Annotated in this window: 25 protein-coding genes; 18 read left to right on the top strand and 7 right to left on the bottom strand. The window is 63.8% G+C overall.

Translation table 11 applies throughout. The annotated features are described in order from the left end of the window. Positions 1–5: 5 nt before the first annotated feature. Positions 6–836, bottom strand: coding sequence for a bifunctional allantoicase/(S)-ureidoglycine aminohydrolase (locus KTQ37_RS13260; protein ID WP_218630998.1), 831 nt, complete (start codon positions 834–836; stop codon positions 6–8). Beyond that, a complete protein-coding gene (puuE, locus tag KTQ37_RS13265; RefSeq protein WP_218630999.1) occupies positions 833–2,248 on the bottom strand; it encodes an allantoinase PuuE in 1,416 nt (471 codons plus the stop codon). The genes KTQ37_RS13260 and puuE overlap by 4 nt, the downstream gene beginning before the upstream one ends. Positions 2,249–2,359: 111 nt before the next feature. On the opposite strand from puuE, the gene uraH reads away from it, so the two are divergent. From uraH to KTQ37_RS13300, 7 genes are all read left to right on the top strand, one after another. Further along, positions 2,360–2,716 (top strand): hydroxyisourate hydrolase, encoded by a 357-nt coding sequence (gene uraH, locus KTQ37_RS13270; RefSeq protein ID WP_218631000.1) that lies wholly within the window; start codon positions 2,360–2,362, stop codon positions 2,714–2,716. Positions 2,717–2,849: 133 nt separating this feature from the next. Further along, positions 2,850–4,076: a urate hydroxylase PuuD gene (locus KTQ37_RS13275; protein ID WP_218631001.1), complete on the top strand. Its 1,227-nt coding sequence runs from the start codon at positions 2,850–2,852 to the stop codon at positions 4,074–4,076. A gap of 132 nt (positions 4,077–4,208) precedes the next feature. After that, positions 4,209–4,838, top strand: coding sequence for an ATP-dependent Clp protease proteolytic subunit (locus KTQ37_RS13280; RefSeq protein WP_218631002.1), 630 nt, complete (start codon positions 4,209–4,211; stop codon positions 4,836–4,838). Positions 4,839–4,954: 116 nt separating this feature from the next. Next, on the top strand, positions 4,955–6,220 hold the full coding sequence (clpX, locus tag KTQ37_RS13285) for an ATP-dependent Clp protease ATP-binding subunit ClpX (protein ID WP_218631003.1): 1,266 nt from the start codon (positions 4,955–4,957) through the stop codon (positions 6,218–6,220). Between the two features lie 123 nt (positions 6,221–6,343). After that, positions 6,344–6,718: an NADH:ubiquinone oxidoreductase subunit NDUFA12 gene (locus tag KTQ37_RS13290; protein ID WP_218631004.1), complete on the top strand. Its 375-nt coding sequence runs from the start codon at positions 6,344–6,346 to the stop codon at positions 6,716–6,718. 24 nt (positions 6,719–6,742) lie between these two features. Then, complete coding sequence (gene mlaD / locus KTQ37_RS13295) at positions 6,743–7,192, top strand: outer membrane lipid asymmetry maintenance protein MlaD (protein WP_218631005.1); 450 nt, start codon at positions 6,743–6,745, stop codon at positions 7,190–7,192. After that, positions 7,192–7,560 (top strand): DUF2155 domain-containing protein, encoded by a 369-nt coding sequence (locus KTQ37_RS13300; protein ID WP_218631006.1) that lies wholly within the window; start codon positions 7,192–7,194, stop codon positions 7,558–7,560. Before mlaD ends, KTQ37_RS13300 begins: the two co-directional genes overlap by 1 nt. Here KTQ37_RS13300 and aat read toward each other — a convergent pair. From aat to accB, 3 genes are all read right to left on the bottom strand, one after another. After that, positions 7,524–8,162 carry a leucyl/phenylalanyl-tRNA--protein transferase gene (gene aat / locus KTQ37_RS13305; RefSeq protein ID WP_218631007.1) on the bottom strand — a complete coding sequence of 213 codons (639 nt, stop codon included), beginning with the start codon at positions 8,160–8,162 and terminating at the stop codon, positions 7,524–7,526. The genes KTQ37_RS13300 and aat overlap by 37 nt on opposite strands. A gap of 105 nt (positions 8,163–8,267) precedes the next feature. After that, complete coding sequence (gene accC / locus KTQ37_RS13310; RefSeq protein ID WP_218631008.1) at positions 8,268–9,614, bottom strand: acetyl-CoA carboxylase biotin carboxylase subunit; 1,347 nt, start codon at positions 9,612–9,614, stop codon at positions 8,268–8,270. Positions 9,615–9,624: 10 nt separating this feature from the next. Continuing rightward, a complete protein-coding gene (accB, locus tag KTQ37_RS13315; RefSeq protein ID WP_218631009.1) occupies positions 9,625–10,122 on the bottom strand; it encodes an acetyl-CoA carboxylase biotin carboxyl carrier protein in 498 nt (165 codons plus the stop codon). Positions 10,123–10,423: 301 nt separating this feature from the next. On the opposite strand from accB, the gene KTQ37_RS13320 reads away from it, so the two are divergent. The 3 genes from KTQ37_RS13320 to KTQ37_RS13330 are packed head-to-tail and all read left to right on the top strand — an operon-like array spanning position 10,424 to position 13,408. Next, on the top strand, positions 10,424–11,761 hold the full coding sequence (locus KTQ37_RS13320; RefSeq protein ID WP_218631010.1) for an NAD(P)-dependent oxidoreductase: 1,338 nt from the start codon (positions 10,424–10,426) through the stop codon (positions 11,759–11,761). A gap of 3 nt (positions 11,762–11,764) precedes the next feature. Further along, entirely contained in the window at positions 11,765–13,063 is a 1,299-nt protein-coding gene (preA, locus tag KTQ37_RS13325; protein WP_218631011.1) for an NAD-dependent dihydropyrimidine dehydrogenase subunit PreA, read from the top strand. Positions 13,064–13,117: 54 nt separating this feature from the next. Then, positions 13,118–13,408, top strand: a complete 291-nt coding sequence (locus tag KTQ37_RS13330) for a hypothetical protein (RefSeq protein WP_218631012.1) — start codon at positions 13,118–13,120, stop codon at positions 13,406–13,408. 14 nt (positions 13,409–13,422) lie between these two features. Here KTQ37_RS13330 and KTQ37_RS13335 read toward each other — a convergent pair whose 3' ends face one another. Continuing rightward, complete coding sequence (locus KTQ37_RS13335) at positions 13,423–14,043, bottom strand: TetR family transcriptional regulator C-terminal domain-containing protein (protein ID WP_375546106.1); 621 nt, start codon at positions 14,041–14,043, stop codon at positions 13,423–13,425. A gap of 190 nt (positions 14,044–14,233) precedes the next feature. After that, positions 14,234–14,902, bottom strand: coding sequence for a TetR/AcrR family transcriptional regulator (locus KTQ37_RS13340; protein ID WP_218631014.1), 669 nt, complete (start codon positions 14,900–14,902; stop codon positions 14,234–14,236). A 130-nt stretch (positions 14,903–15,032) separates the two neighbouring features. On the opposite strand from KTQ37_RS13340, the gene KTQ37_RS13345 reads away from it, so the two are divergent. The 8 genes from KTQ37_RS13345 to KTQ37_RS13380 all read left to right on the top strand — a co-directional run bounded on the left by KTQ37_RS13345 (position 15,033) and on the right by KTQ37_RS13380 (position 22,241). Continuing rightward, positions 15,033–16,283, top strand: a complete 1,251-nt coding sequence (locus KTQ37_RS13345; RefSeq protein ID WP_218631015.1) for a Zn-dependent hydrolase — start codon at positions 15,033–15,035, stop codon at positions 16,281–16,283. Positions 16,284–16,354: 71 nt separating this feature from the next. Beyond that, positions 16,355–17,806, top strand: coding sequence for a dihydropyrimidinase (hydA, locus tag KTQ37_RS13350; RefSeq protein WP_218631016.1), 1,452 nt, complete (start codon positions 16,355–16,357; stop codon positions 17,804–17,806). Between the two features lie 69 nt (positions 17,807–17,875). Continuing rightward, entirely contained in the window at positions 17,876–18,655 is a 780-nt protein-coding gene (locus tag KTQ37_RS13355; protein WP_218631017.1) for an ABC transporter ATP-binding protein, read from the top strand. 66 nt (positions 18,656–18,721) lie between these two features. Next, a complete protein-coding gene (locus tag KTQ37_RS13360) occupies positions 18,722–19,585 on the top strand; it encodes an ABC transporter permease (RefSeq protein ID WP_218631018.1) in 864 nt (287 codons plus the stop codon). Then, a complete protein-coding gene (locus KTQ37_RS13365; RefSeq protein ID WP_218631019.1) occupies positions 19,582–20,427 on the top strand; it encodes an ABC transporter permease in 846 nt (281 codons plus the stop codon). The genes KTQ37_RS13360 and KTQ37_RS13365 overlap by 4 nt, the downstream gene beginning before the upstream one ends. A 46-nt stretch (positions 20,428–20,473) precedes the next feature. Further along, positions 20,474–21,454, top strand: coding sequence for an ABC transporter substrate-binding protein (locus KTQ37_RS13370; protein WP_218631020.1), 981 nt, complete (start codon positions 20,474–20,476; stop codon positions 21,452–21,454). A 106-nt stretch (positions 21,455–21,560) separates the two neighbouring features. Further along, a complete protein-coding gene (locus KTQ37_RS13375) occupies positions 21,561–21,986 on the top strand; it encodes a hypothetical protein (protein ID WP_218631021.1) in 426 nt (141 codons plus the stop codon). Positions 21,987–22,094: 108 nt separating this feature from the next. Then, positions 22,095–22,241, top strand: coding sequence for a hypothetical protein (locus KTQ37_RS13380; RefSeq protein WP_218631022.1), 147 nt, complete (start codon positions 22,095–22,097; stop codon positions 22,239–22,241). The last annotated feature ends 86 nt before the right edge of the window (positions 22,242–22,327 follow it).

Raw genomic sequence — 22,327 nt, forward strand, 5'->3', positions numbered from 1 at the left:
AGGGGTTAGCGCGCGAAGGGGCCGCGCAGTTTGGCGTGGCGGTTGACGTCCTTGTAGAGCAGGTAGCGGAACGGGCCGGGGCCGGCGGCGTAGCAGGCCTGCGGGCAATAAGCACGCAGCCACATGAAATCGCCCGCCTCGACCTCGACCCAGTCGGTGTTGAGCTTGTAGACCGCCTTGCCTTCGAGGACGTAGAGGCCATGCTCCATCACATGGGTTTCCTCGAACGGGATAAGACCGCCCGGCTGGAAGGTGACGATATTGACATGCATGTCGTGGCGCAGGTCGGTCGGATCGACGAAGCGGGTGGTGGCCCACCGGCCATGCGTGTCGGGCATGGCGATGGGGGCGATCTCGCGCTCGTTCGTGACGAAGGCTTCGGGGGCGGGCAGGCCGTGGGCGCGCTCGTAGAGTTTGCGCATCCAGTGGAAGCGCAGAGGGTGGTCGGCGCCGTTGCGCACATGCCAGGCGCAACCGGGCGGGATATAGGCGTAGCCGCCTGCGGAAAGCTCATGCTCCTGACCGTCGAGCGAGAGCCACATCTCGCCATCGGTGACGAAGAGGACGTGTTCGGCGCCCTCCTCCGGATCGGGGTTGTCCGAGCCGCCGTCGGGGCCGACCTCCATCACATATTGGCTGAAGGTTTCGGAGAAGCCGGTCATCGGGCGGGCGATCAGCCAGAGCCGTGTCTCGGTCCAGCCGGGCAGGTAGCTGGTGACGATGTCCGAAAAGCAGCCCTTGGGAATGAAGGCATAGGCCTCGGTGAAAATGGCGCGGCCGGTCATCAGGGCGGTTTGCGGGGGCAGACCCCCGGGGGGCGTGTAATAGCCGGTCATGGCAGTTGATCCTTCAGGCGCAGGTAGGCGATCCGCTCGACCTGGGCGCAGGCTGTGGTGAATTCTTGCTCGGGGCTGTTGGCGATCCGGGTCTCGAAGGCGCGCAGGATGCCCGCCTTGTCATGGTCGCGCACGGCGATGATGAACGGGAAGCCGAAGCGGGCGGTGTAGGTGTCGTTGAGACGGGTGAAGGCCGCCCGCTCGTCATCGGTCAGCGCATCAAGCCCGGCGCTGGCCTGTTCCGAGGTGCTCTCGGCGGTCAGGCGTTTGGCCTGCGCGAGTTTGCCCGCAAGATCGGGATGGGCGCGCAGCACGCCCATGCGCTCGTCGGGGCTGGCCGAGCGGAACATGCGGGCAAGCGCGTTGTGTAGCCCGATGGCACTGTCATGGGCAGGGCCGAGTTCGAGATCGAAGGCGCGTTCCGCGATCCAGGGGCTGTGCTCGAAGATCGAGCCGTAGCGGGTGACGAAAGTGGTGCGGTCCATCTCACTTGGGCGCTCGAAGTGCACGGGTGGGTGGGTGGCGGCCCAATGCGCCGCGATCTGGCCGCGGGTGGCGAACCAGACGCCCTCGTGCCCGCGTGCATAGTCGAGGAAGCGCTTCAGGCCCGCGACCTTGCCGGGGCGACCGATCAGGCGGTTGTGCAGCCCGACCGAGAACATCTTGGCCTGACCCGCCAGCCCCTCGGCATAGAGCGTGTCGAAGGTGTCCTTGAGGTAGGTGAAGAACTGCTCGCCCTCGATATAGCCGGGTGCCGTTGCAAAGCGCATGTCATTGGCTTCGAGCGTGTAGGGGATGACCAGTTGATCGCGCCCGGCGATGTGGCGCCAGTAGGGCAGATCGTCGTCATAGGTGTCCGAGATCCAGTCGAAAGCGCCCGTTTCGGCGGTTAGCCGCACGGTGTTGACCGAGCAGCGGCCGGTGTACCAGCCGCGTGGGGGGGCGCCCACGACCTCGGTATGCAGACGGATCGCCTCGGCAATCTGGCGGCGCTCCTCGTCTTCGGGCATGTCCTTGTGCTCGACCCATTTCAGGCCGTGGCTGGCAATCTCCCACCGCGCAGATTTCATCGCGGCGACCTGTTCGGGGTTGCGCGCAAGGGCGGTGGCGACGCCATAGATCGTAACCGGGATGTTGAGGCCGGTGAACAGCCGGTGCAGCCGCCAGAAGCCCGCGCGCGCGCCGTATTCGTAGATCGACTCCATGTTCCAGTGCCGTTGGTCGGGCCACATGGCCGCGCCTGCGATGTCGGACAGGAACGCCTCGGAGGCCGCGTCGCCATGCAGGACGTTGTTTTCGCCGCCTTCTTCGTAGTTCAGCACCATCGAGATCGCGATGCGCGCCCCGCCGGGCCAGTCTGCGTCGGGGGGATTGGCGCCGTAGCCGCGCATGTCTCGGGGGTAGCGGATCATTGGGGTCTCCGATCTTTTACTTGCCGATCAAAGGCCGAAACCGGCGCTGGCGCAAGGGGTGCCTTGCGGGGTTGGCGGGGCGGGCGCATAGTTGCCCAAAAGGAGGGCGAGATGGACGGATACCTGACGACGCATGTGCTCGATACCGCCCGGGGCGTTCCGGCCGAGGGGTTGCGCATAGAGCTTTACGCCCATCGCTACGGTGGGCGGGAGAAGATTGCCGAGGCCGTGACCAATGCCGACGGGCGCACCGATGGCCCGATTCTGCCCAAGGGGGATTTCGGCCCGGGTGAGTATGAACTGGTCTTCCATGCGGGCGATTATCTGCGCGCTTCGGGCCAGGCCGGGGCGTCGCCGCTGTTTCTCGACCTCGTGCCGATCCGCTTCGGGATCAGCGATGCGGGCGCGCATTACCATGTGCCGCTGCTGCTCTCGCCCTACGGCTATTCCACCTATCGCGGCAGCTGAGCCGCTCAGCGCCCGGCGCGGGCGTGACGTTGTGAGAATGCATGGGCGCCCCCACCGCGCGTAGAGCGCCACGGATTGAGGGCTTGCCGTTTTCACGATGGCGGCGGAAGCTGCAGGAAAAAACGAGGGTCCGATGCTCGACTATACCTTCTGGCTGGAATGGGCGCAGTTCGCCGTGCGCTGGCTGCATGTGATCACCGCGATCGCCTGGATCGGCTCATCCTTCTATTTCATCGCGCTCGATCTGGGCCTGCGCCCCGAGGAAGGTGCGCCGAAGGGCGTCCATGGCGCCGCCTGGCAGGTGCATGGCGGCGGCTTCTACCATATCCAGAAATACCTGGTCGCGCCCGAGCGGATGCCGGCGGATCTGACCTGGTTCAAATGGGAAAGCTACATGACCTGGGTGTCGGGCTTTGCCATGCTGGTCCTGGTCTATTGGGCGGGCGCGCAGTTCTACCTGATCGACCCGAGCGTCGCGGACCTGCCGGTCTGGGCAGCGATCGCGATCTCACTGGGTTCGCTGACCATCGGCTGGATCGCCTATGACCTGATCTGCAAGTCGCGCTTTGGCGACGACAACACGCGGCTGATGCTGTTTTTGTATGTCGTGCTGGTGGTGATGGCCTGGGGCTATACGCAGGTCTTCTCGGGGCGGGCGGCGCTGCTGCATCTGGGCGCGTTCACCGCCACCATCATGTCGGCCAACGTCTTCTTCATCATCATCCCGAATCAGAAAATTGTGGTGGCCGACCTGATGGCGGGCCGCGCGCCCGATCCGAAATACGGCAAGATCGCCAAGCAGCGCTCGACCCATAACAACTATCTGACGCTGCCGGTGCTCTTCCTGATGCTGTCGAACCACTATCCGCTGGCCTTCGCGAGCGAGTGGAACTGGTTGATCGCCTCGCTTGTCTTCCTGATGGGCGTGACGATCCGGCATTTCTTCAACACCCATCACGCGCACAAGGGAACGCCTTGGTGGACCTGGGGGGTCACGGCGGTGCTGTTTGCGCTGGTCGTTTGGCTCTCCAACCTGACCGGCCCGCAGGAAGAAATGGACGAGGCTACCCTGCCGCCCGCCGCGCAGCGTTTTGCCGAGGCGCCGGGGTTCGAGGCGGTGACGGATATCGTGATGGGGCGCTGCTCGATGTGCCATGCCGCCGAGCCGGGCTTTGACGGGATCGGGCGCGCGCCCAAGGCGGTGTATCTGGAGACGCCCGCGCAGATCGCCAATGCCGCGCATCAGATCTATGTGCAATCGGGGCTGACCCATGCGATGCCGCCCGCCAATCTCAGCTTCATGGAACCCGACGAGCGCGCGCAGATCCGCACATGGTATCGCGCCGCGACCGAGGGCTGAGGCGCGCAGCGTGCGCAATGGGGTCCGGAACAATTGCCGAGGTGGCCTTGCAGGGGCCTGCCCGCGCCACTAAGACTCCGGTAAAGGACTTCGAATAATCGTTTCGCGAGATACGCAGGGAAGGGCAGGCCAATGAAAGACCCGATGGACCTCTACATGAACACGCTGGTGCCGATGGTGGTCGAACAGACCTCGCGCGGCGAGCGTGCCTATGACATCTATTCGCGTCTGCTCAAGGAGCGGATCATCTTCCTCGCGGGTCCGGTTCATGACGGCATGTCCACGCTGATCTGCGCGCAGCTCCTGTTCCTCGAGGCCGAGAATCCCTCGAAGGAAATCGCGATGTATATCAACTCGCCCGGCGGGGTGGTGACCTCGGGCCTGTCGATCTACGACACGATGCAATACATCCGCCCCAAGGTCTCGACGCTGGTGATCGGCCAGGCGGCCTCGATGGGCTCGCTGCTGCTGACCGCGGGCGAAAAGGGGATGCGCTTCTCGCTGCCGAACTCGCGCGTGATGGTGCACCAGCCCTCGGGCGGCTACCAGGGCCAGGCGACCGACATCATGATCCACGCGCAAGAGACGCAAAAGCTCAAGCGGCGCCTGAACGAGATTTACGTCAAGCACACCGGCAACGAATACGACAAGGTCGAGGCCGCGCTGGAGCGCGACAACTTCATGTCCGCCGAAGAGGCCAAGAACTGGGGCCTGATCGACGAGATCCTCGACAGCCGCGGCAAGGTCGAAGAGGCCAAGTGATCCCGCCGCTTGCGACGGAATTTTGACATTGTGATGGACGGGGGGCTGTCCTAGACTTTTGGAAAGGCAGCCCTTCAAAGGCCCCGGAGCACTCCGGGACAGCGCAGAGGACGACGATGGCTAACAACAACGGCTCAGACAGCAAGAACACGCTCTACTGCTCGTTCTGCGGCAAGAGCCAGCACGAGGTGCGCAAGCTGATTGCGGGCCCCACTGTGTTCATCTGCGACGAATGCGTCGAGCTGTGCATGGATATCATTCGCGAGGAAACGAAGACCGGCGGCCTCAAGGCCACCGACGGCGTTCCGACCCCGCGCGACATCTGCAAGGTTCTGGACGATTACGTGATCGGGCAGGAGCACGCTAAGCGCGTCCTCTCGGTCGCCGTGCACAACCACTACAAGCGGCTCAATCACAGCGCCAAGACCGATATCGAGCTGGCGAAGTCGAACATCCTGCTGATCGGCCCGACCGGCTGCGGCAAGACGCTGCTGGCGCAGACGCTGGCGCGCATCCTCGATGTGCCCTTCACCATGGCCGATGCAACCACGCTGACCGAAGCCGGTTACGTGGGCGAGGATGTCGAGAACATCATCCTCAAGCTCCTGCAGTCCTCGGAGTACAACGTCGAGCGCGCGCAGCGCGGCATCGTCTATATCGACGAGGTCGACAAGATCACGCGCAAGTCTGACAACCCCTCGATCACCCGCGACGTGTCGGGCGAGGGTGTGCAGCAGGCGCTCCTGAAGATCATGGAAGGTACCGTGGCCTCGGTTCCGCCGCAGGGCGGGCGCAAACATCCGCAGCAGGAATTCCTGCAGGTGGACACCACGAACATCCTGTTTATCTGCGGCGGCGCCTTTGCCGGTCTCGACCGGATCATCGCGCAGCGCGGCAAGGGTTCGGCCATCGGCTTCGGTGCCGAGGTCAAAGACCCCGAATCGCGTGGTGCGGGTGAGCTGTTCAAGGAGCTTGAGCCGGAAGACCTGCTGAAATTCGGCCTGATCCCGGAATTCGTCGGGCGTCTGCCGGTGATCGCAACGCTCGAAGATCTCGACGAGGCGGCGCTGATCACCATCCTGACCGAGCCGAAGAACGCCTTGGTCAAGCAGTACCAGCGCCTGTTCGACATTGAGGGCGTCAAGCTGACCTTCACGCCGGATGCGTTGAGCGCGATTGCCAAGCGCGCGATCAAGCGCAAGACCGGTGCGCGCGGCCTGCGCTCGATCATGGAGGACATCCTGCTCGACACGATGTTCGAGCTGCCGGGACTCGATGGCGTGCAGGAGGTCGTGGTGAACGAGGAGGCCGTGGACAAATCCGAGGCCAAGCCGCTTCTGATCTACGCGGATGCCAAGAAAGAACCCAAAACCGCCGGTTAAGGTGGGGACGGCGGGCCAAGGCCCGCCGTTTTGCTCTCCGGGGTCTGCAAATCGCGCCCAAATCACTGGACCTTGCCGCGCCCTGCGCTATAAGGGGCCAAGCAAGCTCTGCGGAGGATAGACATGAAATTCCTGCTTCGCCTTCTGACCTGGTGGAACGGCCAGACCCTCGGCACCCAGATCTTTACCGCGCGCAAGGGCGTGAAGGTCGGCGAGGACGAGCAGGGCAACGTCTATTACCAGACCGCCGATGGCAAGCGCCGCTGGGTGATCTACAACGGCGAGGTTGAGGCAAGCCGCATTTCGCCCGACTGGCACGGCTGGATGCACTTTACCTATCCCGAACCGCCGACCAAGCAGCCGCTGCCGCACAAATCCTGGGAACTGCCGCACAAGGACAACCGCACCGGCCTGGCCGATGCCTATGTTCCCGCCGGGTCGATCCGTCGTGCGTCGCTGATCGAGCGTCGCGATTACGAGGCTTGGCAGCCGGAGTGAGGCTGCCCCTTCAAGGAGGGCGGCATGAGTGAAAATCGCGTAGAAGTGTTTGCAGGGGCGGTCGTTCTGGCCGTCGCGGTTGGTTTCATGGTTTGGGCCGGGCGTGATTCCGGGCCGAGTTCCGGCACTTATCCGCTGCATGCCTCGTTCCGTTCCGTCGAGGGAATCGTTGTCGGCACCGACGTGCGCATGGCGGGCGTGAAGGTCGGCAGCGTGACCGAGATCAAGCTCGACCCCCAGACCTTCTTCGCCGACACCACGCTCGCGCTGCGCGACGACATTCAGCTGCCCGACGATTCGGCCGCGCTGGTCTCGTCCGAGGGGCTCATGGGGGGCTCGTTTGTCGAGCTGGTCCCCGGTGGCAGCCTCGAGACGCTGGCGGAAGGCGACGAAATTCTCGACACTCAGGGGGCTGTCTCCGTGCTGGCGCTGATGATGAAATTCGCGGGCGGAAGCTCGCAGGAAGGGCAGTAATGATCCGTTTGGCGATGCTGGCGCTGGTGCTGGGCAGCGGCGCGGCGATGGCGCAGGACACGCCCGAGGGGCTGGCCGAGGCGCCCGGCGCGATTCTGCGCGGCCTCGACAAGGTGGCAGGAACCTCCTCGGATATCATTCTCTCCGCAGGACAGACGGCCGAGTTCGGCTCGATCAGCGTGACGCTGCGCGAATGCCGCTATCCGGCGGACGACCCGTCCTCCAACGCCTATGCCTATCTGCTGATCAATGAGAAGGGCGCAGCGCAGCCTGCCTTCGCGGGTTGGATGATCGCCGACAGCCCGGCGCTTTCGGCGCTGGATCATCAGCGCTATGACGTCTGGGTCATTCGTTGCAAGATGGAGTAAGCGTCGGGGATCGGCGGTGCGGTGAAATCCGCGTCCATCGCCAACGCCGCAGCCAGCCTTCCGCGATACTCCGCGCGCGAGATTTCCGTGGCGCCCAGGCTTGCCAGATGCGGCGTCAGGTATTGCGTGTCGAAAAGCGTAAAGCCCGCGACGCGCAGGCGGTCCACCGTATAGGCCAGCGCGACTTTTGAGGCATTGCTAGCGCGCGAGAACATGCTCTCGCCGAAGAAGGCCCCGCCAAGGGTGATACCATAGATCCCGCCCATCAGTCGCCCGTCCTGCCAGGTCTCGACGCTATGGGCAAAGCCCGCGGCGAAGAGTTCGTCATAGAGATCGAAGAGCGGCCCGTTGATCCAGGTCTCGGGGCGTTCGGCGCAGCCCTCGACAACGGCGCGAAAGGCGGTGTCGGTTCGAATAGTGAAGGTTTCACGCCGGATGGCTTTCGCCAGCGAGCGCGAAATGTGGAAATTTTGTAGATCGAAAATGCCGCGCCGCTGTGGGTCGAACCAGTGCAACTCGGGCGCATCGCGGCTTTCGGCCATCGGGAAGATGCCCTGGGCATATCCCGATAGCAGCATCCGCGCTGTCAGCTTTATCGCCATGCCCGTCCCCGAGATCGTCCCGCGCGGCAAGCATGGTCTGATTCCGCCCGGCATTCAAACCGATTGGAGCTAATGAAAACGCCCCCTTTCGGGGGCGCATCGCGATCAGCCGAAGGTCTTGGCGAGCCACTTCTCGAGCCAGTGGATCGAGTAGTCGCCCTTCTGGATATCGGGCTCGGCCAGCAGTGAGTGGAACAGCGGAACGGTCGTATCCACGCCGTCCACGATCAACTCGCCCAGGGCGCGGCTTAGGCGGGCCAGCGCCTCATCCCGGTCGCGGCCATGCACGATCAGCTTGCCGATCAGGCTGTCGTAATAGGGCGGGATCTTGTAGCCGTCATAGAGCGCCGAATCCATCCGAACACCCAGCCCGCCGGGGGCGTGATACTGGGTGATCTTGCCGGGGCAGGGGCTGAAGTTCGGCAGCTTCTCGGCGTTGATCCGCACCTCGATCGCGGCGCCACGGATCGTCAGGTCTTCCTGGCGGAAGTCCATCGGCAGGCCCGCAGCGACGCGGATCTGTTCGCGCACGAGATCGACGCTGAAGATGGCCTCGGTCACCGGGTGTTCCACCTGAAGGCGGGTGTTCATCTCGATGAAGTAGAACTCGCCATCCTCGAACAGGAACTCGATCGTGCCAGCGCCCGAGTATTTCAGCTCGGCCATGGCGTCGGCGCAGATGCCGCCGATGCGGGCGCGCTGCTCGGGGGTGATGCAGGGGCCGGGGGCCTCTTCGAAGACCTTCTGGTGACGACGCTGGAGCGAGCAGTCACGCTCACCCAGATGCACGGCGCGGCCCTTGCCGTCGCCGAAGACCTGGATCTCGATGTGACGCGGCTTCTGGAGGTATTTCTCCATATAGACTTCGTCATTGCCGAAAGCGGCCTTGGCCTCGGAGCGCGCGGTGCGGAAGGCGATTTCCAGCGCCTCTTCGTTCTGCGCGACCTTCATCCCCCGACCGCCGCCGCCGGCGGTGGCCTTGATGATGACCGGATAGCCGATCTCGGCCGCGACGCGCTTGGCGGTCTCGTAATCCGGCACACCGCCGTCCGAGCCCGGAACCACCGGAATCCCGAGGTTCTTTGCGGTCTCCTTGGCGGTGATTTTGTCGCCCATGATGCGGATATGCGCAGCCGAGGGGCCGATGAAGGTGATGCCGTGGTCTTCGAGCACCTGAACGAAGGTCGCGTTCTCGGACAGGAAGCCATAGCCGGGGTGGATCGCCTGCGCGCCGGTGATCTCGCAAGCGGCGACCAGCGCGGGGATCGACAGGTAGCTTTCGGCCGAGGAGTTCGGGCCGATGCAGACGCTCTCGTCCGCCATGCGCACATGCATCGCGTCGCTATCGGCGGTGGAGTGCACCGCGACCGAGGCGATCCCCATCTCGCGACAGGCGCGGATCACGCGCAGCGCGATCTCGCCGCGGTTGGCGATCAGGATCTTGTCGAACATGGGGGCCCCCTTACTCGACGATCATCAGCGGAGTGCCGAACTCGACGGGCGAGGCGTCATCGATCAGGATGCGCTTCACGGTGCCCGATTTCGGTGCGGGGATGTGGTTCATCGTCTTCATCGCCTCGACGATCAGCAGCGTCTGGCCTTCCTTGACCGCATCGCCGACCTTGACGAAGGCCGAGGCGCCGGGCTCGGGCGACAGGTAAACGGTGCCGACCATCGGCGAGGTCACGGCGCCGGGGTGGGCGGCCGGGTCAGCCTCGGCTGCGGCGGCGGGGGCAGCAGCAGCGGGCGCGGCCGCCGGGGCCGGAGCGGCCATCGGCGCGGCGGCGTAAACCGGGGCGGGGGCGGCAACGACCGTCGCCTGCTTGACCACGCGCACCTCAAGGCTGTCATCCTCGCCATACTCGCGCACGACGGAAAGCTCCGTCAGCTCATTCTTGTTCAGAAGCTCTGCCAGCGCCTGAATGAATGCCACGTCGTTTTCATGGGATTGTTTGCTCATGCCGTCCTCGAAGGGTGGTGTCGGTTCTCTTGTCGGCCCTTTTTGAGAGGTGGGCCGCGCCTTGATATGGGGGGGTTATACGCCAGCACAACGTGGGAGGAAAGCGCCAACGACTGTCCCGGCGTCATCCTTTGTCGCAGGCAAGGCCGGTGTTTGCGCCTAAAAAAGCGCCGTTTCGCGGCGAGGGAGGGCTGAAAATCCGCGATATTGGCCGGAAAGCGATTTTCTGAATTTTACCACTTGATAAAATTTCTACCTGTGGCAGCGTTGGAAAAAACAACGCCAGTCAGGGAGGTCCGACGTGACCACAAGCCAGCTTACACCCGGTATCGCGCCGGGGCGGCTTTCGCCGGAACAATATTGCGAGAACTTCGCCGATGTCGCGCCGCCGCTGGGCGCGCATGAGGCGCGCGTTGCGGCGGACCGCTGCTATTTCTGCCATGACGCGCCCTGCGTTACGGCCTGTCCGACCTCGATCGACATTCCGCTGTTCATCCGCCAGATCGCCACGGGCACGCCCGACGCGGCGGCCAAGACGATCCTGTCGCAGAACATTCTGGGCGGCATGTGCGCCCGCGTCTGCCCGACCGAGAACCTCTGCGAGGGGTCATGCGTGCGTGAAACCGCCGAGGGAAAGCCGGTCGAGATCGGTCTTTTGCAGCGTTTCGCCACCGATACGCTGATGGAGAAGGGCGCGCATCCCTTTGCCCGCGCGGCCGAGACCGGCAAGCGCGTGGCCGTGGTCGGGGCGGGGCCTGCGGGCCTGTCCGCCGCGCACCGTCTGGCGATGAAGGGCCATTCGGTCACGCTCTACGATGCGCGCGCCAAGCAGGGTGGGCTGAACGAATACGGCATTGCCTCGTATAAGGCGCCGGGCCGCTTTGCGCAGGCCGAAGTCGAGTGGCTGATGCAGATCGGCGGTATCTCGGTGGTTCAGAACTGGGCGCTTGGCCGCGCGGGCGATGGCGCGCTTGAGGATCTGCTGGCTGAATACGATGCGGTCTTCCTTGGCATGGGGCTTGCGGGCGTGAATGCGCTGCGCCTGCCGGGCGAGGAACTGGCCACCCCGGCCACCGAATTCATTGCTGAACTACGTCAATCCACCGATCTGGCCACCCTGCCGATCGGGCGCAAGGTGGTGGTGATCGGCGGGGGTATGACCGCTGTCGATGCCGCCGTGCAGTCGAAACTGCTGGGCGCCGAGACCTCGACCATCGTCTATCGCCGCAGCCAGGCCGAAATGCCCGCCTCGGCGCATGAACAGGAACACGCGGCCACCAGCGGCGTGCGTATCATGACCTACGCGGCGCCCGTGGCGATCCACAAGGTTGCGGACGGGCTTGAGGTCGAATTCGCCCGCACCGAGATGACCGGCGCGGGGCTTCGCAAGCTTGATGACACCTTCCGCCTCAAGGCCGATCAGGTCTTTACCGCGATCGGTCAGGCGCTTGGGCCGCTGCCCGAGGGGGTCACGACCGCTGGCGGCAAGATTGCCGTGGACGGTGCGGGCCGCACCTCGGTCGCGAAAGTCTGGGCCGGGGGCGACTGCGCCGTAGGCGGCGACGATCTGACCGTGACGGCCGTGGCCGAGGGCCGCGATGCCGCCGAAGACATCCACCAATATCTGATGGGGGCCTGATCCATGGCTGACCTGCGTTCCGAATTCATCGGCATCAAATCTCCGAACCCGTTCTGGCTGGCCTCAGCGCCGCCCACCGACAAGGAATACAACGTCCGCCGCGCTTTCGAGGCCGGTTGGGGCGGCGTCGTGTGGAAGACGCTCGGCTCTGAGGGGCCGCCCGTCGTCAACGTCTCGGGGCCGCGCTACGGCGTGATCCACGGCGCTGACCGTCGGGTGCTTGGCATCAACAACATCGAGCTGATCACCGATCGCCCGCTTGAGGTGAACCTGCAAGAGATCAAGTCGGTCAAGCGCGACTACAAGGATCGCGCGCTGATCGTCAGCCTGATGGTGCCCTGCGACGAGGAAAGCTGGAAGGCGATCCTCAAGCGCGTCGAGGAAACCGAGGCCGACGGGGTCGAACTGAACTTCGGCTGCCCGCATGGCATGGCCGAACGGGGCATGGGCTCGGCCGTGGGGCAGGTGCCGGAATATATCGAGATGGTGACCCGCTGGGTGAAGCAGTACTCGCGCATGCCCTGCATCGTGAAGCTGACGCCCAACATCACCGACATTCGCAAACCGGCGGCTGCCGCCAAGCGCGGGGGCGCCGACGCGGTCAGCCTGATCAACACGATCAACTCGATCACCTCGGTCAACCTGGACGAGTTCTGCCCCGAGCCGATGATCGACGGCAAGGGCACCCATGGCGGCTATTGCGGCCCGGCAGTGAAACCCATCGCGCTGAACATGGTGGCTGAAATCGCGCGTTCGGCTGAAACCGCTGGCATACCGATCTCGGGCATCGGCGGGGTCACCACCTGGCGCGACGCGGCCGAGTTCATGGCGCTTGGCGCGGGCAACGTGCAGGTCTGCACGGCGGCGATGACCTATGGCTTCAAGGTCGTGCAAGAGATGATCTCGGGCCTGTCGGATTACATGGACCAAAAGGGCTTTGCCTCAACCGCCGAGATCGTCGGGCGCGCGGTGCCCAAGGTCACGGACTGGCAGTATCTCAACCTCAACTACGTCACCAAGGCCGAGATCAATCAGGACGACTGTATCAAATGCGGTCGCTGCTATGCGGCCTGCGAGGATACCTCGCACCAGGCGATCGCCGTTGATGAGGAACGCGTCTATTCGGTGAAAGACGAGGAATGCGTGGCCTGCAACCTCTGCGTCGATGTCTGCCCGGTCGATTGCATCACGATGCGCAAGCTGCCGCTCGGCGAGGTCGATCCGCGCACGGGCCGCGAGGTCGCGCCCTACGCGAACTGGACGACCCACCCCAATAACCCGAGCGCGCAGGCCGCCGAATAACACGGCTTGCCCCTCTCCCGGCAGCGCGGCATCCTGCCGGGGGAGGCTTCCGCAATGCAGATACTGAACATCACGCGATGGCCGCTGATCCTGCTCCTCCTCGGGGCGGGGGCCTCGGTGGCATTGCTTTCCTTCACCTCGTTCAATCTCGTGACCTTGGCGATGGCAAATTTCGATGTCATCGGCCGCGCGGGGCTTGTCGCGCTACGGGACGGCGCGCTTTGGCAACTGGGCGAGATTGGTCTTTACGGCGCGATCTCGCTTGGTTGCTGGATGGTCTTCAAGATCTTCGAGTCCGAGGTGATCCTGCGCTATCGCGATTGGGCCAAGCGTTCCACCAAATGACCCGGGCAACGGCCTCAGGGCGCCAGAAGCCGTTCGAACAGCATGTCGAGGAAATTCCCCGCTTCTGCGAAAGGGTCATGCCCCGGGCCGAGGATCGCGCGCACCTGCACGTCGAAATCGGCGTAATGCTGGGTTAGCGCCCAGATCGAGAAGATCAGGTGATAGGGATCGACGGGGGCAAGCTTGCCCGCCTCGACCCACGTCCGGATGACGCCTGCCTTTTCGTCGACCAGCGCCTTGAGGTCACCCTCAATACCATCGATGAAGCGCGGCGCGCCTTGCAGGACCTCGTTGGCGAACAGCCGGCTTTCGCGCGGCATCTCGCGGCTCATCTCGAGCTTACGGCGCATGTAGCCCATGATCTCGGCCTTGGGGTTGCCCTCGGGGTCAAGCGCGCGCAGAGGTGCCAGCCAGATATCCATCAGCCCGCTGAGAAGCTCGACATGGATCGCTTCTTTCGAGGGGAAGTAATAGAGCAGATTGGGCTTCGACAACCCGGCTGCCTGCGCGATCTGGTCGAGTGTCGCTCCACGAAAACCTTGCGCCGAAAACACCTCGAGCGCGGCATCGAGGATCGCTTCGGTGTTGCGGCGCTGGATGCGCGTCTGCGGTCGCTGCGGCGAAGTATCTGTCAATGGAGAGCCCCCTGTTCCGGGCGGCCTATAGCCTAGCATATTTCGCGATTCAACGCGAGATCGGGGTTTTCTGGACGTTTTGCCTAGGGTCGTTGTTCTTTTTGCACAGTTTGCGGTATCATCCTTCCCTTACGTCGCCCATTTGCCCGCTTCATCCCGTTTTGTCGCGGCGTCCGGAGCACCGGAGCGGTCAGTTTGACGGCGAAACGCCGATTCCACGCAGGATGATGGTCTTGACGCTTGCCTTCGCCGCAGCCCAGTCGGCATTGCTGAGCGGCCCGCCATTCAGCGTCTCGATCTGGTGGCCGAAATCGGCATAGTGCTGGGTCGTGGCCCAAAGCATGTAGAGCAGATGCGCGGGGTCTACCGGGGCCATCTTGCCCTCGGCGATCCAGCGCCGGATGACGGCGCAGCGCCCCTCGGTCCATTCGCGCAGCGTGGTTTCGAGATAGTCCTGGATCACCGGCGCGCCATGCATGACCTCCGAGGCCCAGACCTTCGAGCCATTGGGATATTTGCGCGAGATTTCCATCTTGGCGTCGATATAGGCGCCGATCCCCTCGCCGGGGCCGGCGGCATCGTCCATGGCGTTCGCGGCCTTGAGCCAGATCTTGAAGATCCGCTCGACCACCTTGCGGTAGAGCTCTTCCTTGGTGGCGAAATAGTAATGCAGGTTGGCCTTGGGCAGCCCGGCCATATCGGCGATCAGTTGCATGGTCGCGCCACCGAAACCGGCCTCGGCAAAGACCGTTTCGGCGGCTTTCAGGATCGCGTCTTCATTGGCCTTGCGGGTGGCTGCCCGCGTGGCCGAAAGGTTTCGCCTAATTTTTGGGCGCTCGCCACCGACTGCATCATCCATCTGCGCGCCCCCCGGATTTTCCATTGACCGAATGGTCAGAACATGGCTCCCTGAATCTGACCATACGGTCAGAAAAAGATTCGTCGCAAGAGGGCATAAATCGCCCCGCAGCCGACAGGGAGAATGAACGATGTCTGCACCCGGAGAGAACCTCCGCATTAATTCCGCGCGCCTTTGGGACAGCCTGATGGAGATGGCCAAGATCGGCCCCGGCGTGGCGGGTGGTTGCAACCGTCAGACCTTGACCGATGACGACGCCACCGGACGCGCGCTGTTTCAGGAATGGTGCGAGGACGCGGGCCTGAGCATGGGCGTGGACCAGATGGGCACGATGTTCATGACGCGTCCCGGCGAAGACCCTGACGCCCTGCCGGTCTATGTTGGCAGCCATCTCGACACCCAGCCCACGGGCGGGAAATATGACGGGGTTCTCGGGGTCCTGGGCGCCTTGGAGGTCGTGCGCACGCTCAACGATCTCGGGATCAAGACCAGGCATCCGATTGTCGTCACCAACTGGACCAACGAAGAGGGCGCGCGGTTCGCGCCTGCGATGCTGGCTTCGGGCGTGTTCGCGGGGGCGATTCCGCTCGATTACGCCTATGGCCGGACGGATATGGAGGGCGCAAGCTTTGGCGCCGAGCTGGAGCGGATCGGCTGGAAGGGCGAGGAAGAGGTCGGCGCGCGCAAGATGCACGCCTATTTCGAACTGCATATCGAGCAAGGACCGATCCTTGAGGCCAAGGAAAAAACCATTGGTGTGGTGACCCATTGCCAGGGCCTGTGGTGGCTGGAGTTCACCCTGACCGGCAAGGAGGCGCATACCGGCTCGACCCCCATGCCGATGCGGGTGAATGCGGGTCTGGCGATGGCGCGGATCTTCGAGATGGTGCAGGAGGTCGCGATGGCCGCCCAGCCCAATGCCGTGGGCGGCGTGGGGCAGGTGAAATTCGCGCCGAATTCGCGCAACGTGCTGCCGGGCAAGGTGGTGTTCACCGTCGATATTCGCTCGCCCGATCAGGCGAAGCTGGACGGGATGCGCGCCGAGATCGAGAAGCGCGCGGCGGTGATCTGCGAAGAGCTAGGTGTGGGCTGCGCCGTCGAGCCGGTCGGGCATTTCGACCCGGTGACCTTCGCGCCCGAACTGGTGGGCCGCGTGCGCAAGGCGGCCGAGACGCTCGGTTATAGCCATCTCGATATCATCTCGGGCGCGGGACACGACGCCTGCTGGGCCGCGAAGGTCGCGCCTGCAACGATGGTGATGTGCCCCTGCGTAGGCGGGCTGAGCCATAACGAGGCCGAGGAGATCAGCCCGGAATGGGCGGCGGCAGGCACGGATGTGTTGTTGCACGCAGTTCTGGAAACCGCCGAGATCGTCGGCTGAGCGCGGCCGGGGGCTCTGCCCCCGGACCCCCGGGATATTTGGGCCACATTGAAGGCCATGGGAGAGTTGTCATGACCACTGTGATCAAGAACGGAACCATCGTCACCGCCGACCTGACCTACAAGGCGGATGTGCTGATCGAGGGCGGCCAGATCATCGAGATCGGGCGGGATCTGAAGGGTGATGAGGTGCTGGATGCCTCGGGGTGTTATGTGATGCCGGGCGGGATCGACCCGCATACCCACCTCGAGATGCCCTTTATGGGCACCTACTCCTCGGACGATTTCGAAAGCGGCACGCGCGCGGCCTTGGCGGGCGGCACGACCATGGTGATCGACTTTGCGCTGCCGAGCCCCGGGCAGGGGCTGATGGATGCGCTGAAGATGTGGGACAACAAATCGACCCGCGCGCATTGCGATTACAGCTTCCACATGGCGGTGACTTGGTGGAGCGAGCAGGTCTTCAACGAGATGAAAGAAGTCGTTGATCGCGGCATCAACTCGTTCAAGCATTTCATGGCCTACAAAGGCGCGCTGATGGTGAATGACGACGAGTTGTTCGCCTCGTTCAAGCGCTGCGCCGAGCTGGGGGCACTTCCGCTGGTCCATGCCGAGAACGGCGATATCGTGGCCGAGATGTCGGCCAAGCTGCTTGCCGAGGGCAATGTCGGCCCCGAGGCCCATGCCTATTCGCGCCCCCCGGCGGTCGAGGGCGAGGCTACCAACCGCGCCATCATGATCGCCGACATGGCGGGCGTGCCGCTTTACGTCGTGCATACCTCTTGCGAGGAGGCGCATGAGGCGATCCGCCGGGCGCGGATGCAGGGCAAGCGCGTCTATGGCGAGCCGTTGATCCAGCACCTGACGCTGGACGAGAGCGAGTATTTCAACACCGATTGGGACCATGCCGCGCGCCGCGTCATGAGCCCGCCCTTCCGCAACAAGCAGCATCAGGACAGCCTCTGGGCCGGGCTTGCCTCGGGTAGTCTGAGTGTTGTGGCGACCGACCATTGCGCCTTCACGACAAAGCAGAAGCGTTTCGGGGTGGGCGATTTCACCAAGATCCCGAACGGCACCGGCGGGCTTGAAGATCGCATGCCGATGCTGTGGAGCGCAGGCGTCAATACGGGTCGGATCACGATGAACGAGTTTGTGGCCGTGACCTCGACCAATATCGCCAAGATCATGAACATGTATCCCAAGAAGGGCGCGGTTCTGGTGGGGGCGGATGCCGACCTCGTTGTCTGGGATCCGGCGAAGAGCAAGACGATCTCGGCCACGAGCCAGCAATCCGCGATTGATTACAACGTCTTCGAGGGCAAGGAAGTGACCGGCCTGCCGCGCTATACGCTCTCGCGCGGGGTGGTGACGGTCGAGGATGGCACCTTCAAGGGCCGCGAGGGGCATGGCGAATTCGTTGCCCGGCAGCCCGGCACGCCTGTTGGCCGGGCGCTCTCGACCTGGAAAGAGCTCACCGCGCCGCGCCCGGTCTCGCGCTCTGGCATTCCCGCGTCGGGCGTGTAATCGAAGGGGGCGGGGAGCCGCCCCTACCCTCAGGATCAACGACAGAACGATAAGAGAGACGCAATTCCCATGCCGGTGATCGAAGCCAAGGACCTGAACCTGACGTTCCAGACGAATGACGGGCCGGTCCACGCGCTCAAGGATGTCAATCTGGCCATCGAGAAGGGCGAGTTCGTCTCGTTCATCGGGCCATCGGGCTGTGGCAAGACCACCTTCCTACGCTGTATCGCGGCGCTGGAGACACCGACGGGGGGCAGCCTGACGGTGAATGGCATGTCGCCCGACGATGCGCGCAGGGCGCGATCTTATGGTTACGTGTTCCAGGCGGCGGGGTTGTATCCGTGGCGCACCATCGCGGGTAACATCAAGCTGCCGCTGGAGATCATGGGCTATTCCCGCGCCGAGATGGATCAGCGGGTCGAGAAAGTGCTCGACCTTGTGGACCTCGGCGGCTTTGGCAAGAAGTTCCCTTGGCAGCTTTCGGGCGGAATGCAGCAGCGCGCCTCGATCGCGCGGGCTTTGGCCTTTGATGCCGAGATCCTGCTGATGGATGAACCCTTCGGCGCGCTGGACGAAATCGTGCGCGACAAGCTGAACGAAGAGTTGCTGAAGTTGTGGAAACGCACCGGGAAAACCATCGGCTTCGTCACCCACTCGATCCCCGAAGCGGTCTATCTGAGCACCAAGATCGTGGTCATGTCGCCGCGTCCGGGCCGGATTACCGATATCATCGACAGCACCCTGCCGCGCGATGAGCGGCCGCTGGAGATCCGCGACAGTGCCGAGTTTCTGGCCATCGCGCACCGGGTGCGCGAAGGGCTGCGCGCGGGGCACGCCTATGACGAATAAGCGGCAGATGTTTTCCCGGCTTGGGCAGTTCGGAGCCGATACATCGTTGGGCTGCGGAGGCAGATCATGAAATCCGTGCTTCCGATCCTGACGGTTCTCGCGGCGATTGTCGTCATCTGGTACGGCGCGGCAGTCGGGCTGAACAGCAAATGGACCTACGATCAGGCCGCGCGTGCGGGGCAGGAGGTCTCGTTCAGCCAGCTTCTGCGCGATACGATGACGCAAGAGCGCCCCGTCCTGCCGGCGCCGCATCAGGTGGCGAAGGGCCTGTGGGAAGGTGTCGCGGGGCAAAAGATCACCTCGAAGCGCAGCCTGGTCTATCATGGCGGGGTGACGTTCTCGGCCACCATGGCGGGGTTTGTGCTCGGCGCGGTGGCGGGCATCCTTTTGGCCGTCGGGATCGTGCATAACCGGGCCATGGACATGAGCGTGATGCCTTGGGCCATCGCCAGCCAGACCATCCCGATCCTTGCCATCGCGCCGATGGTGATCGTGGTGCTCGCCAGCCTGGGGATCAAAGGCCTGTTGCCGAAGGCGATCATCGCCGCTTACCTGAGCTTTTTCCCGATCCTCGTGGGGATGGTGAAGGGGCTGCGCGCGCCTGACGGGATGCAGCTTGACCTGCTGCGCACCTATAACGCCAGCGGGTCCGAAACCTTCTGGAAGCTGCGGCTGCCCTCGTCGATGCCCTATTTCTTCGCCTCGCTGAAGGTGGGGATCGCGGCGGCGCTTGTGGGCACCATCGTGGCCGAATTGCCTGCGGGCGCGACCCAGGGCCTTGGCGCGCGGCTCTTGTCGGGCAGCTATTACGGTCAGACGATTCAGATATGGGCGGCGCTGTTCGCGGCGGCGGTTCTGGCGGCGGTTCTGGTGATCGCGGTCGGCGCGGTCGAGAAGGTAGTGCTGCGCAAGATGGGGATGGCCCGATGAGTGCGTTGATCTCAGCCTTTGTCTTCTGGGCCGCAGCCACCGCGCTGAACGGATGGATCGCCCGAAGCTACCCGAGTGCCCGCTGGGCCAAACTCTTCGTGCCCGCACTGTTCGGTGCGACGCTCTTGATCCTGTGGGAGGGGCTGGTGCGTGGCCTCAATGTCAGCCCGGTCATCCTGCCCGCGCCCTCGGCCATCGCCGCGCGGTTCGCGGAAAGCACCGATGTGCTCTGGGGCGATTTCGCCCAGACGATCCTCAAGGGCGCGCTGGCGGGTTACGTGATCGGCTGCGGCGCGGCGGTGCTGGTGGCGATCGCGATTGACCGCTCGCCCTTTCTCAAGCGCGGGCTTCTGCCGGTAGGCAATTTCGTGGCCGCGCTGCCCATCGTGGGGATCGCGCCGATCCTGGTGATGTGGTTCGGCTTTGATTGGCAGTCGAAGGCGGCGGTGGTGGTGATGATGGTGTTCTTCCCAGTGCTGGTGAACATGGTGGCGGGGCTGGCGGCGACCGATCAGCTGCAGCGCGACCTGATGGCCACCTATTCGGCCAGCTACCGTCAGACTTTGGCCAAGTTGCGCCTTCCCGCGGCGATGCCCTTCCTGTTCAATGGGCTCAAGATCGCCACGACCCTGGCGCTGATCGGGGCGATCGTTGCCGAATTTTTCGGCAGCCCGACGCGGGGCATGGGCTTTCGCATTTCAACGGCGGTCGGGCAGCTTGATATGCCGCTCGTCTGGTCCGAAATTGCAGTAGCGGCCCTGGCTGGTTCGGGCTTCTTCGGACTGATGGCGCTGATCGAAAAGGCGGTGACCTTCTGGCACCCCTCGCAACGCAGGCGCTGAGTTTTCAACACCGGGAAAATACCCGGGTTCAACAGTGGAGAGAGTGATGAAGAAATTTCTGATCGGTGCGGCGCTGGCCGCGCTCGCTGCCGGGACGGCGACGGCCGAAGAGGTCAAGCTGCAACTGAAATGGGTCACCCAGTCCCAGTTCGCGGGCTACTACGTCGCCAAGGAAAAGGGCTTCTACGACGAAGAGGGCCTTGATGTCATGATCATGCCGGGCGGCCCGGATATCTCGCCCACGCAGGTCATGGCTGGCGGCGGCGCCGATGTGACCGTGGACTGGATGCCCTCGGCGCTGGCGGCGCGTGAAAAGGGCCTGCCGCTGGTCAACATCGCCCAGCCGTTCAAGTCTTCGGGCATGATGCTGACCTGCCTCAAGGAGACCGGGATCACCGGGCCGGAAGATTTCAAGGGCAAGACCCTTGGCGTCTGGTTCGGCGGCAACGAATACCCGTTCCTGAGCTGGATGGCGACGCTTGGCATTCCGACCGATGGCTCGGAGGGCGGCGTCACGGTTCTCAAGCAGGGCTTCAACGTCGATCCGCTGCTGCAAAAGCAGGCGGCCTGTATCTCGACCATGACCTATAACGAATACTGGCAGGTGATCGACGCAGGGCTCGCCCCCGAGGATCTGGTGACCTTCAAGTATGAGGACGAGGGCGTTGCGACGCTGGAAGACGGCCTCTATGTATTGGAATCGAACCTCGCGGACCCGGCCTTCAAGGAGAAGATGGTCAAGTTCGTGCGCGCCTCGATGAAGGGCTGGAAATACGCCGAGGAGAACCCGGATGAAGCCGCTGGAATCGTTCTGGACAATGACGAATCCGGCGCCCAGACCGAGGCCCACCAGAAGCGCATGATGGGTGAAATTGCCAAGCTCACCGCTGGCTCGAACGGCGCGCTGGATCCGGCTGACTATGAGCGCACGGTGAAGATCCTGCTCGGCGGCGGCTCGGACCCGGTGATCTCGGCCGCGCCGACCGGCGCCTATACGCTGGACATCACTGACGAAGCCCTGAAATAAGGCTTCGCACAGATCCCGAAAGGCGCGCCCCGGCGGCGCGCCTTTTGCGTTTCAGCACCCGTTAACCCGATTGTGTTTCGCTATGCCAAAGCACGGGGAGGCGTTGATGCAGGACGTGAAGCGATATTCCGAGGATCGGCTGCCCCGATCCCTGGTTCTGGGGGGCGGTGGCCTCTTGCTGGCCGTGGTGGCAGGGCTGTTCTGGCTGGTCTGGGAAAGCCAATTTGCCGCCCCCGCCGGTTATCTGTTCGACACGCCCACCCAGCCGGTCGAGGCAGGCTATTGTCTGGCCGTGGCGCAGGCGGTGGGTGCGGGCGGCGTGCCTGTTGGAGGACCGATTTCGGAGGCGCAGGATTTCTGGATCGCGCGGCTGCGCGGATATACCTCGGACATGGCGCGGCCGATTGCGGCAGGGCAGGCCGCCCTGGCGCGCGACATGGCGCAGACGGATCGGGTCTGGCTGCTCGACGCGATGGAGGCATGTATGCGTCGCGCCATCACCTATGGGGCTCATTTCCGCTCGTTCGACTGACGGTGCAATATTCGCCAGATGACCTCACGGCAGTTGATGCAGATCAGGGCTTGCCTTGAAACTAGACTGCATAGTTCAGTTAAGGCGGCAAGCTAGAAGAGGTGAATCATGCTTGGGAAGAAGACGATCGTTGCGCTGTTCATGGCCGTGGCGGTGATGGCGGGCTGTGCCCAGATCGAGGAAGAGGTCGGCCAGTGCGAGCCGGGCGTTGCCGACATCTCGCAAGTGGCGACCGCGGTTCCGAACTGTCTGTGATGACGCGGCGGGCGGTGCCTTGGGTGCCGCCCGCAGATTTCTGTAAATCTGTTTGAAATGCGGGTAATTGGCTGTAAATCTGGTGT

It is taken from the genome of Sedimentimonas flavescens, from assembly GCF_019264375.1.
GTDB classification, from domain to species: domain Bacteria; phylum Pseudomonadota; class Alphaproteobacteria; order Rhodobacterales; family Rhodobacteraceae; genus Rhodobacter; species Rhodobacter flavescens.

What these genes read in the sequence shown, in the direction of transcription:
- KTQ37_RS13260 (WP_218630998.1), bottom strand. Translation starts at nt 836, where the DNA reads ATGACCGGCTATTACACGCCCCCCGGGGGTCTGCCCCCGCAAACCGCC.
- puuE (WP_218630999.1), bottom strand. Translation starts at nt 2,248, where the DNA reads ATGATCCGCTACCCCCGAGACATGCGCGGCTACGGCGCCAATCCCCCC.
- uraH (WP_218631000.1), top strand. Translation starts at nt 2,360, where the DNA reads ATGGACGGATACCTGACGACGCATGTGCTCGATACCGCCCGGGGCGTT.
- KTQ37_RS13275 (WP_218631001.1), top strand. Translation starts at nt 2,850, where the DNA reads ATGCTCGACTATACCTTCTGGCTGGAATGGGCGCAGTTCGCCGTGCGC.
- KTQ37_RS13280 (WP_218631002.1), top strand. Translation starts at nt 4,209, where the DNA reads ATGAAAGACCCGATGGACCTCTACATGAACACGCTGGTGCCGATGGTG.
- clpX (WP_218631003.1), top strand. Translation starts at nt 4,955, where the DNA reads ATGGCTAACAACAACGGCTCAGACAGCAAGAACACGCTCTACTGCTCG.
- KTQ37_RS13290 (WP_218631004.1), top strand. Translation starts at nt 6,344, where the DNA reads ATGAAATTCCTGCTTCGCCTTCTGACCTGGTGGAACGGCCAGACCCTC.
- mlaD (WP_218631005.1), top strand. Translation starts at nt 6,743, where the DNA reads ATGAGTGAAAATCGCGTAGAAGTGTTTGCAGGGGCGGTCGTTCTGGCC.
- KTQ37_RS13300 (WP_218631006.1), top strand. Translation starts at nt 7,192, where the DNA reads ATGATCCGTTTGGCGATGCTGGCGCTGGTGCTGGGCAGCGGCGCGGCG.
- aat (WP_218631007.1), bottom strand. Translation starts at nt 8,162, where the DNA reads ATGGCGATAAAGCTGACAGCGCGGATGCTGCTATCGGGATATGCCCAG.
- accC (WP_218631008.1), bottom strand. Translation starts at nt 9,614, where the DNA reads ATGTTCGACAAGATCCTGATCGCCAACCGCGGCGAGATCGCGCTGCGC.
- accB (WP_218631009.1), bottom strand. Translation starts at nt 10,122, where the DNA reads ATGAGCAAACAATCCCATGAAAACGACGTGGCATTCATTCAGGCGCTG.
- preA (WP_218631011.1), top strand. Translation starts at nt 11,765, where the DNA reads ATGGCTGACCTGCGTTCCGAATTCATCGGCATCAAATCTCCGAACCCG.
- KTQ37_RS13330 (WP_218631012.1), top strand. Translation starts at nt 13,118, where the DNA reads ATGCAGATACTGAACATCACGCGATGGCCGCTGATCCTGCTCCTCCTC.
- KTQ37_RS13340 (WP_218631014.1), bottom strand. Translation starts at nt 14,902, where the DNA reads ATGGATGATGCAGTCGGTGGCGAGCGCCCAAAAATTAGGCGAAACCTT.
- KTQ37_RS13345 (WP_218631015.1), top strand. Translation starts at nt 15,033, where the DNA reads ATGTCTGCACCCGGAGAGAACCTCCGCATTAATTCCGCGCGCCTTTGG.
- hydA (WP_218631016.1), top strand. Translation starts at nt 16,355, where the DNA reads ATGACCACTGTGATCAAGAACGGAACCATCGTCACCGCCGACCTGACC.
- KTQ37_RS13355 (WP_218631017.1), top strand. Translation starts at nt 17,876, where the DNA reads ATGCCGGTGATCGAAGCCAAGGACCTGAACCTGACGTTCCAGACGAAT.
- KTQ37_RS13360 (WP_218631018.1), top strand. Translation starts at nt 18,722, where the DNA reads ATGAAATCCGTGCTTCCGATCCTGACGGTTCTCGCGGCGATTGTCGTC.
- KTQ37_RS13365 (WP_218631019.1), top strand. Translation starts at nt 19,582, where the DNA reads ATGAGTGCGTTGATCTCAGCCTTTGTCTTCTGGGCCGCAGCCACCGCG.
- KTQ37_RS13370 (WP_218631020.1), top strand. Translation starts at nt 20,474, where the DNA reads ATGAAGAAATTTCTGATCGGTGCGGCGCTGGCCGCGCTCGCTGCCGGG.
- KTQ37_RS13375 (WP_218631021.1), top strand. Translation starts at nt 21,561, where the DNA reads ATGCAGGACGTGAAGCGATATTCCGAGGATCGGCTGCCCCGATCCCTG.
- KTQ37_RS13380 (WP_218631022.1), top strand. Translation starts at nt 22,095, where the DNA reads ATGCTTGGGAAGAAGACGATCGTTGCGCTGTTCATGGCCGTGGCGGTG.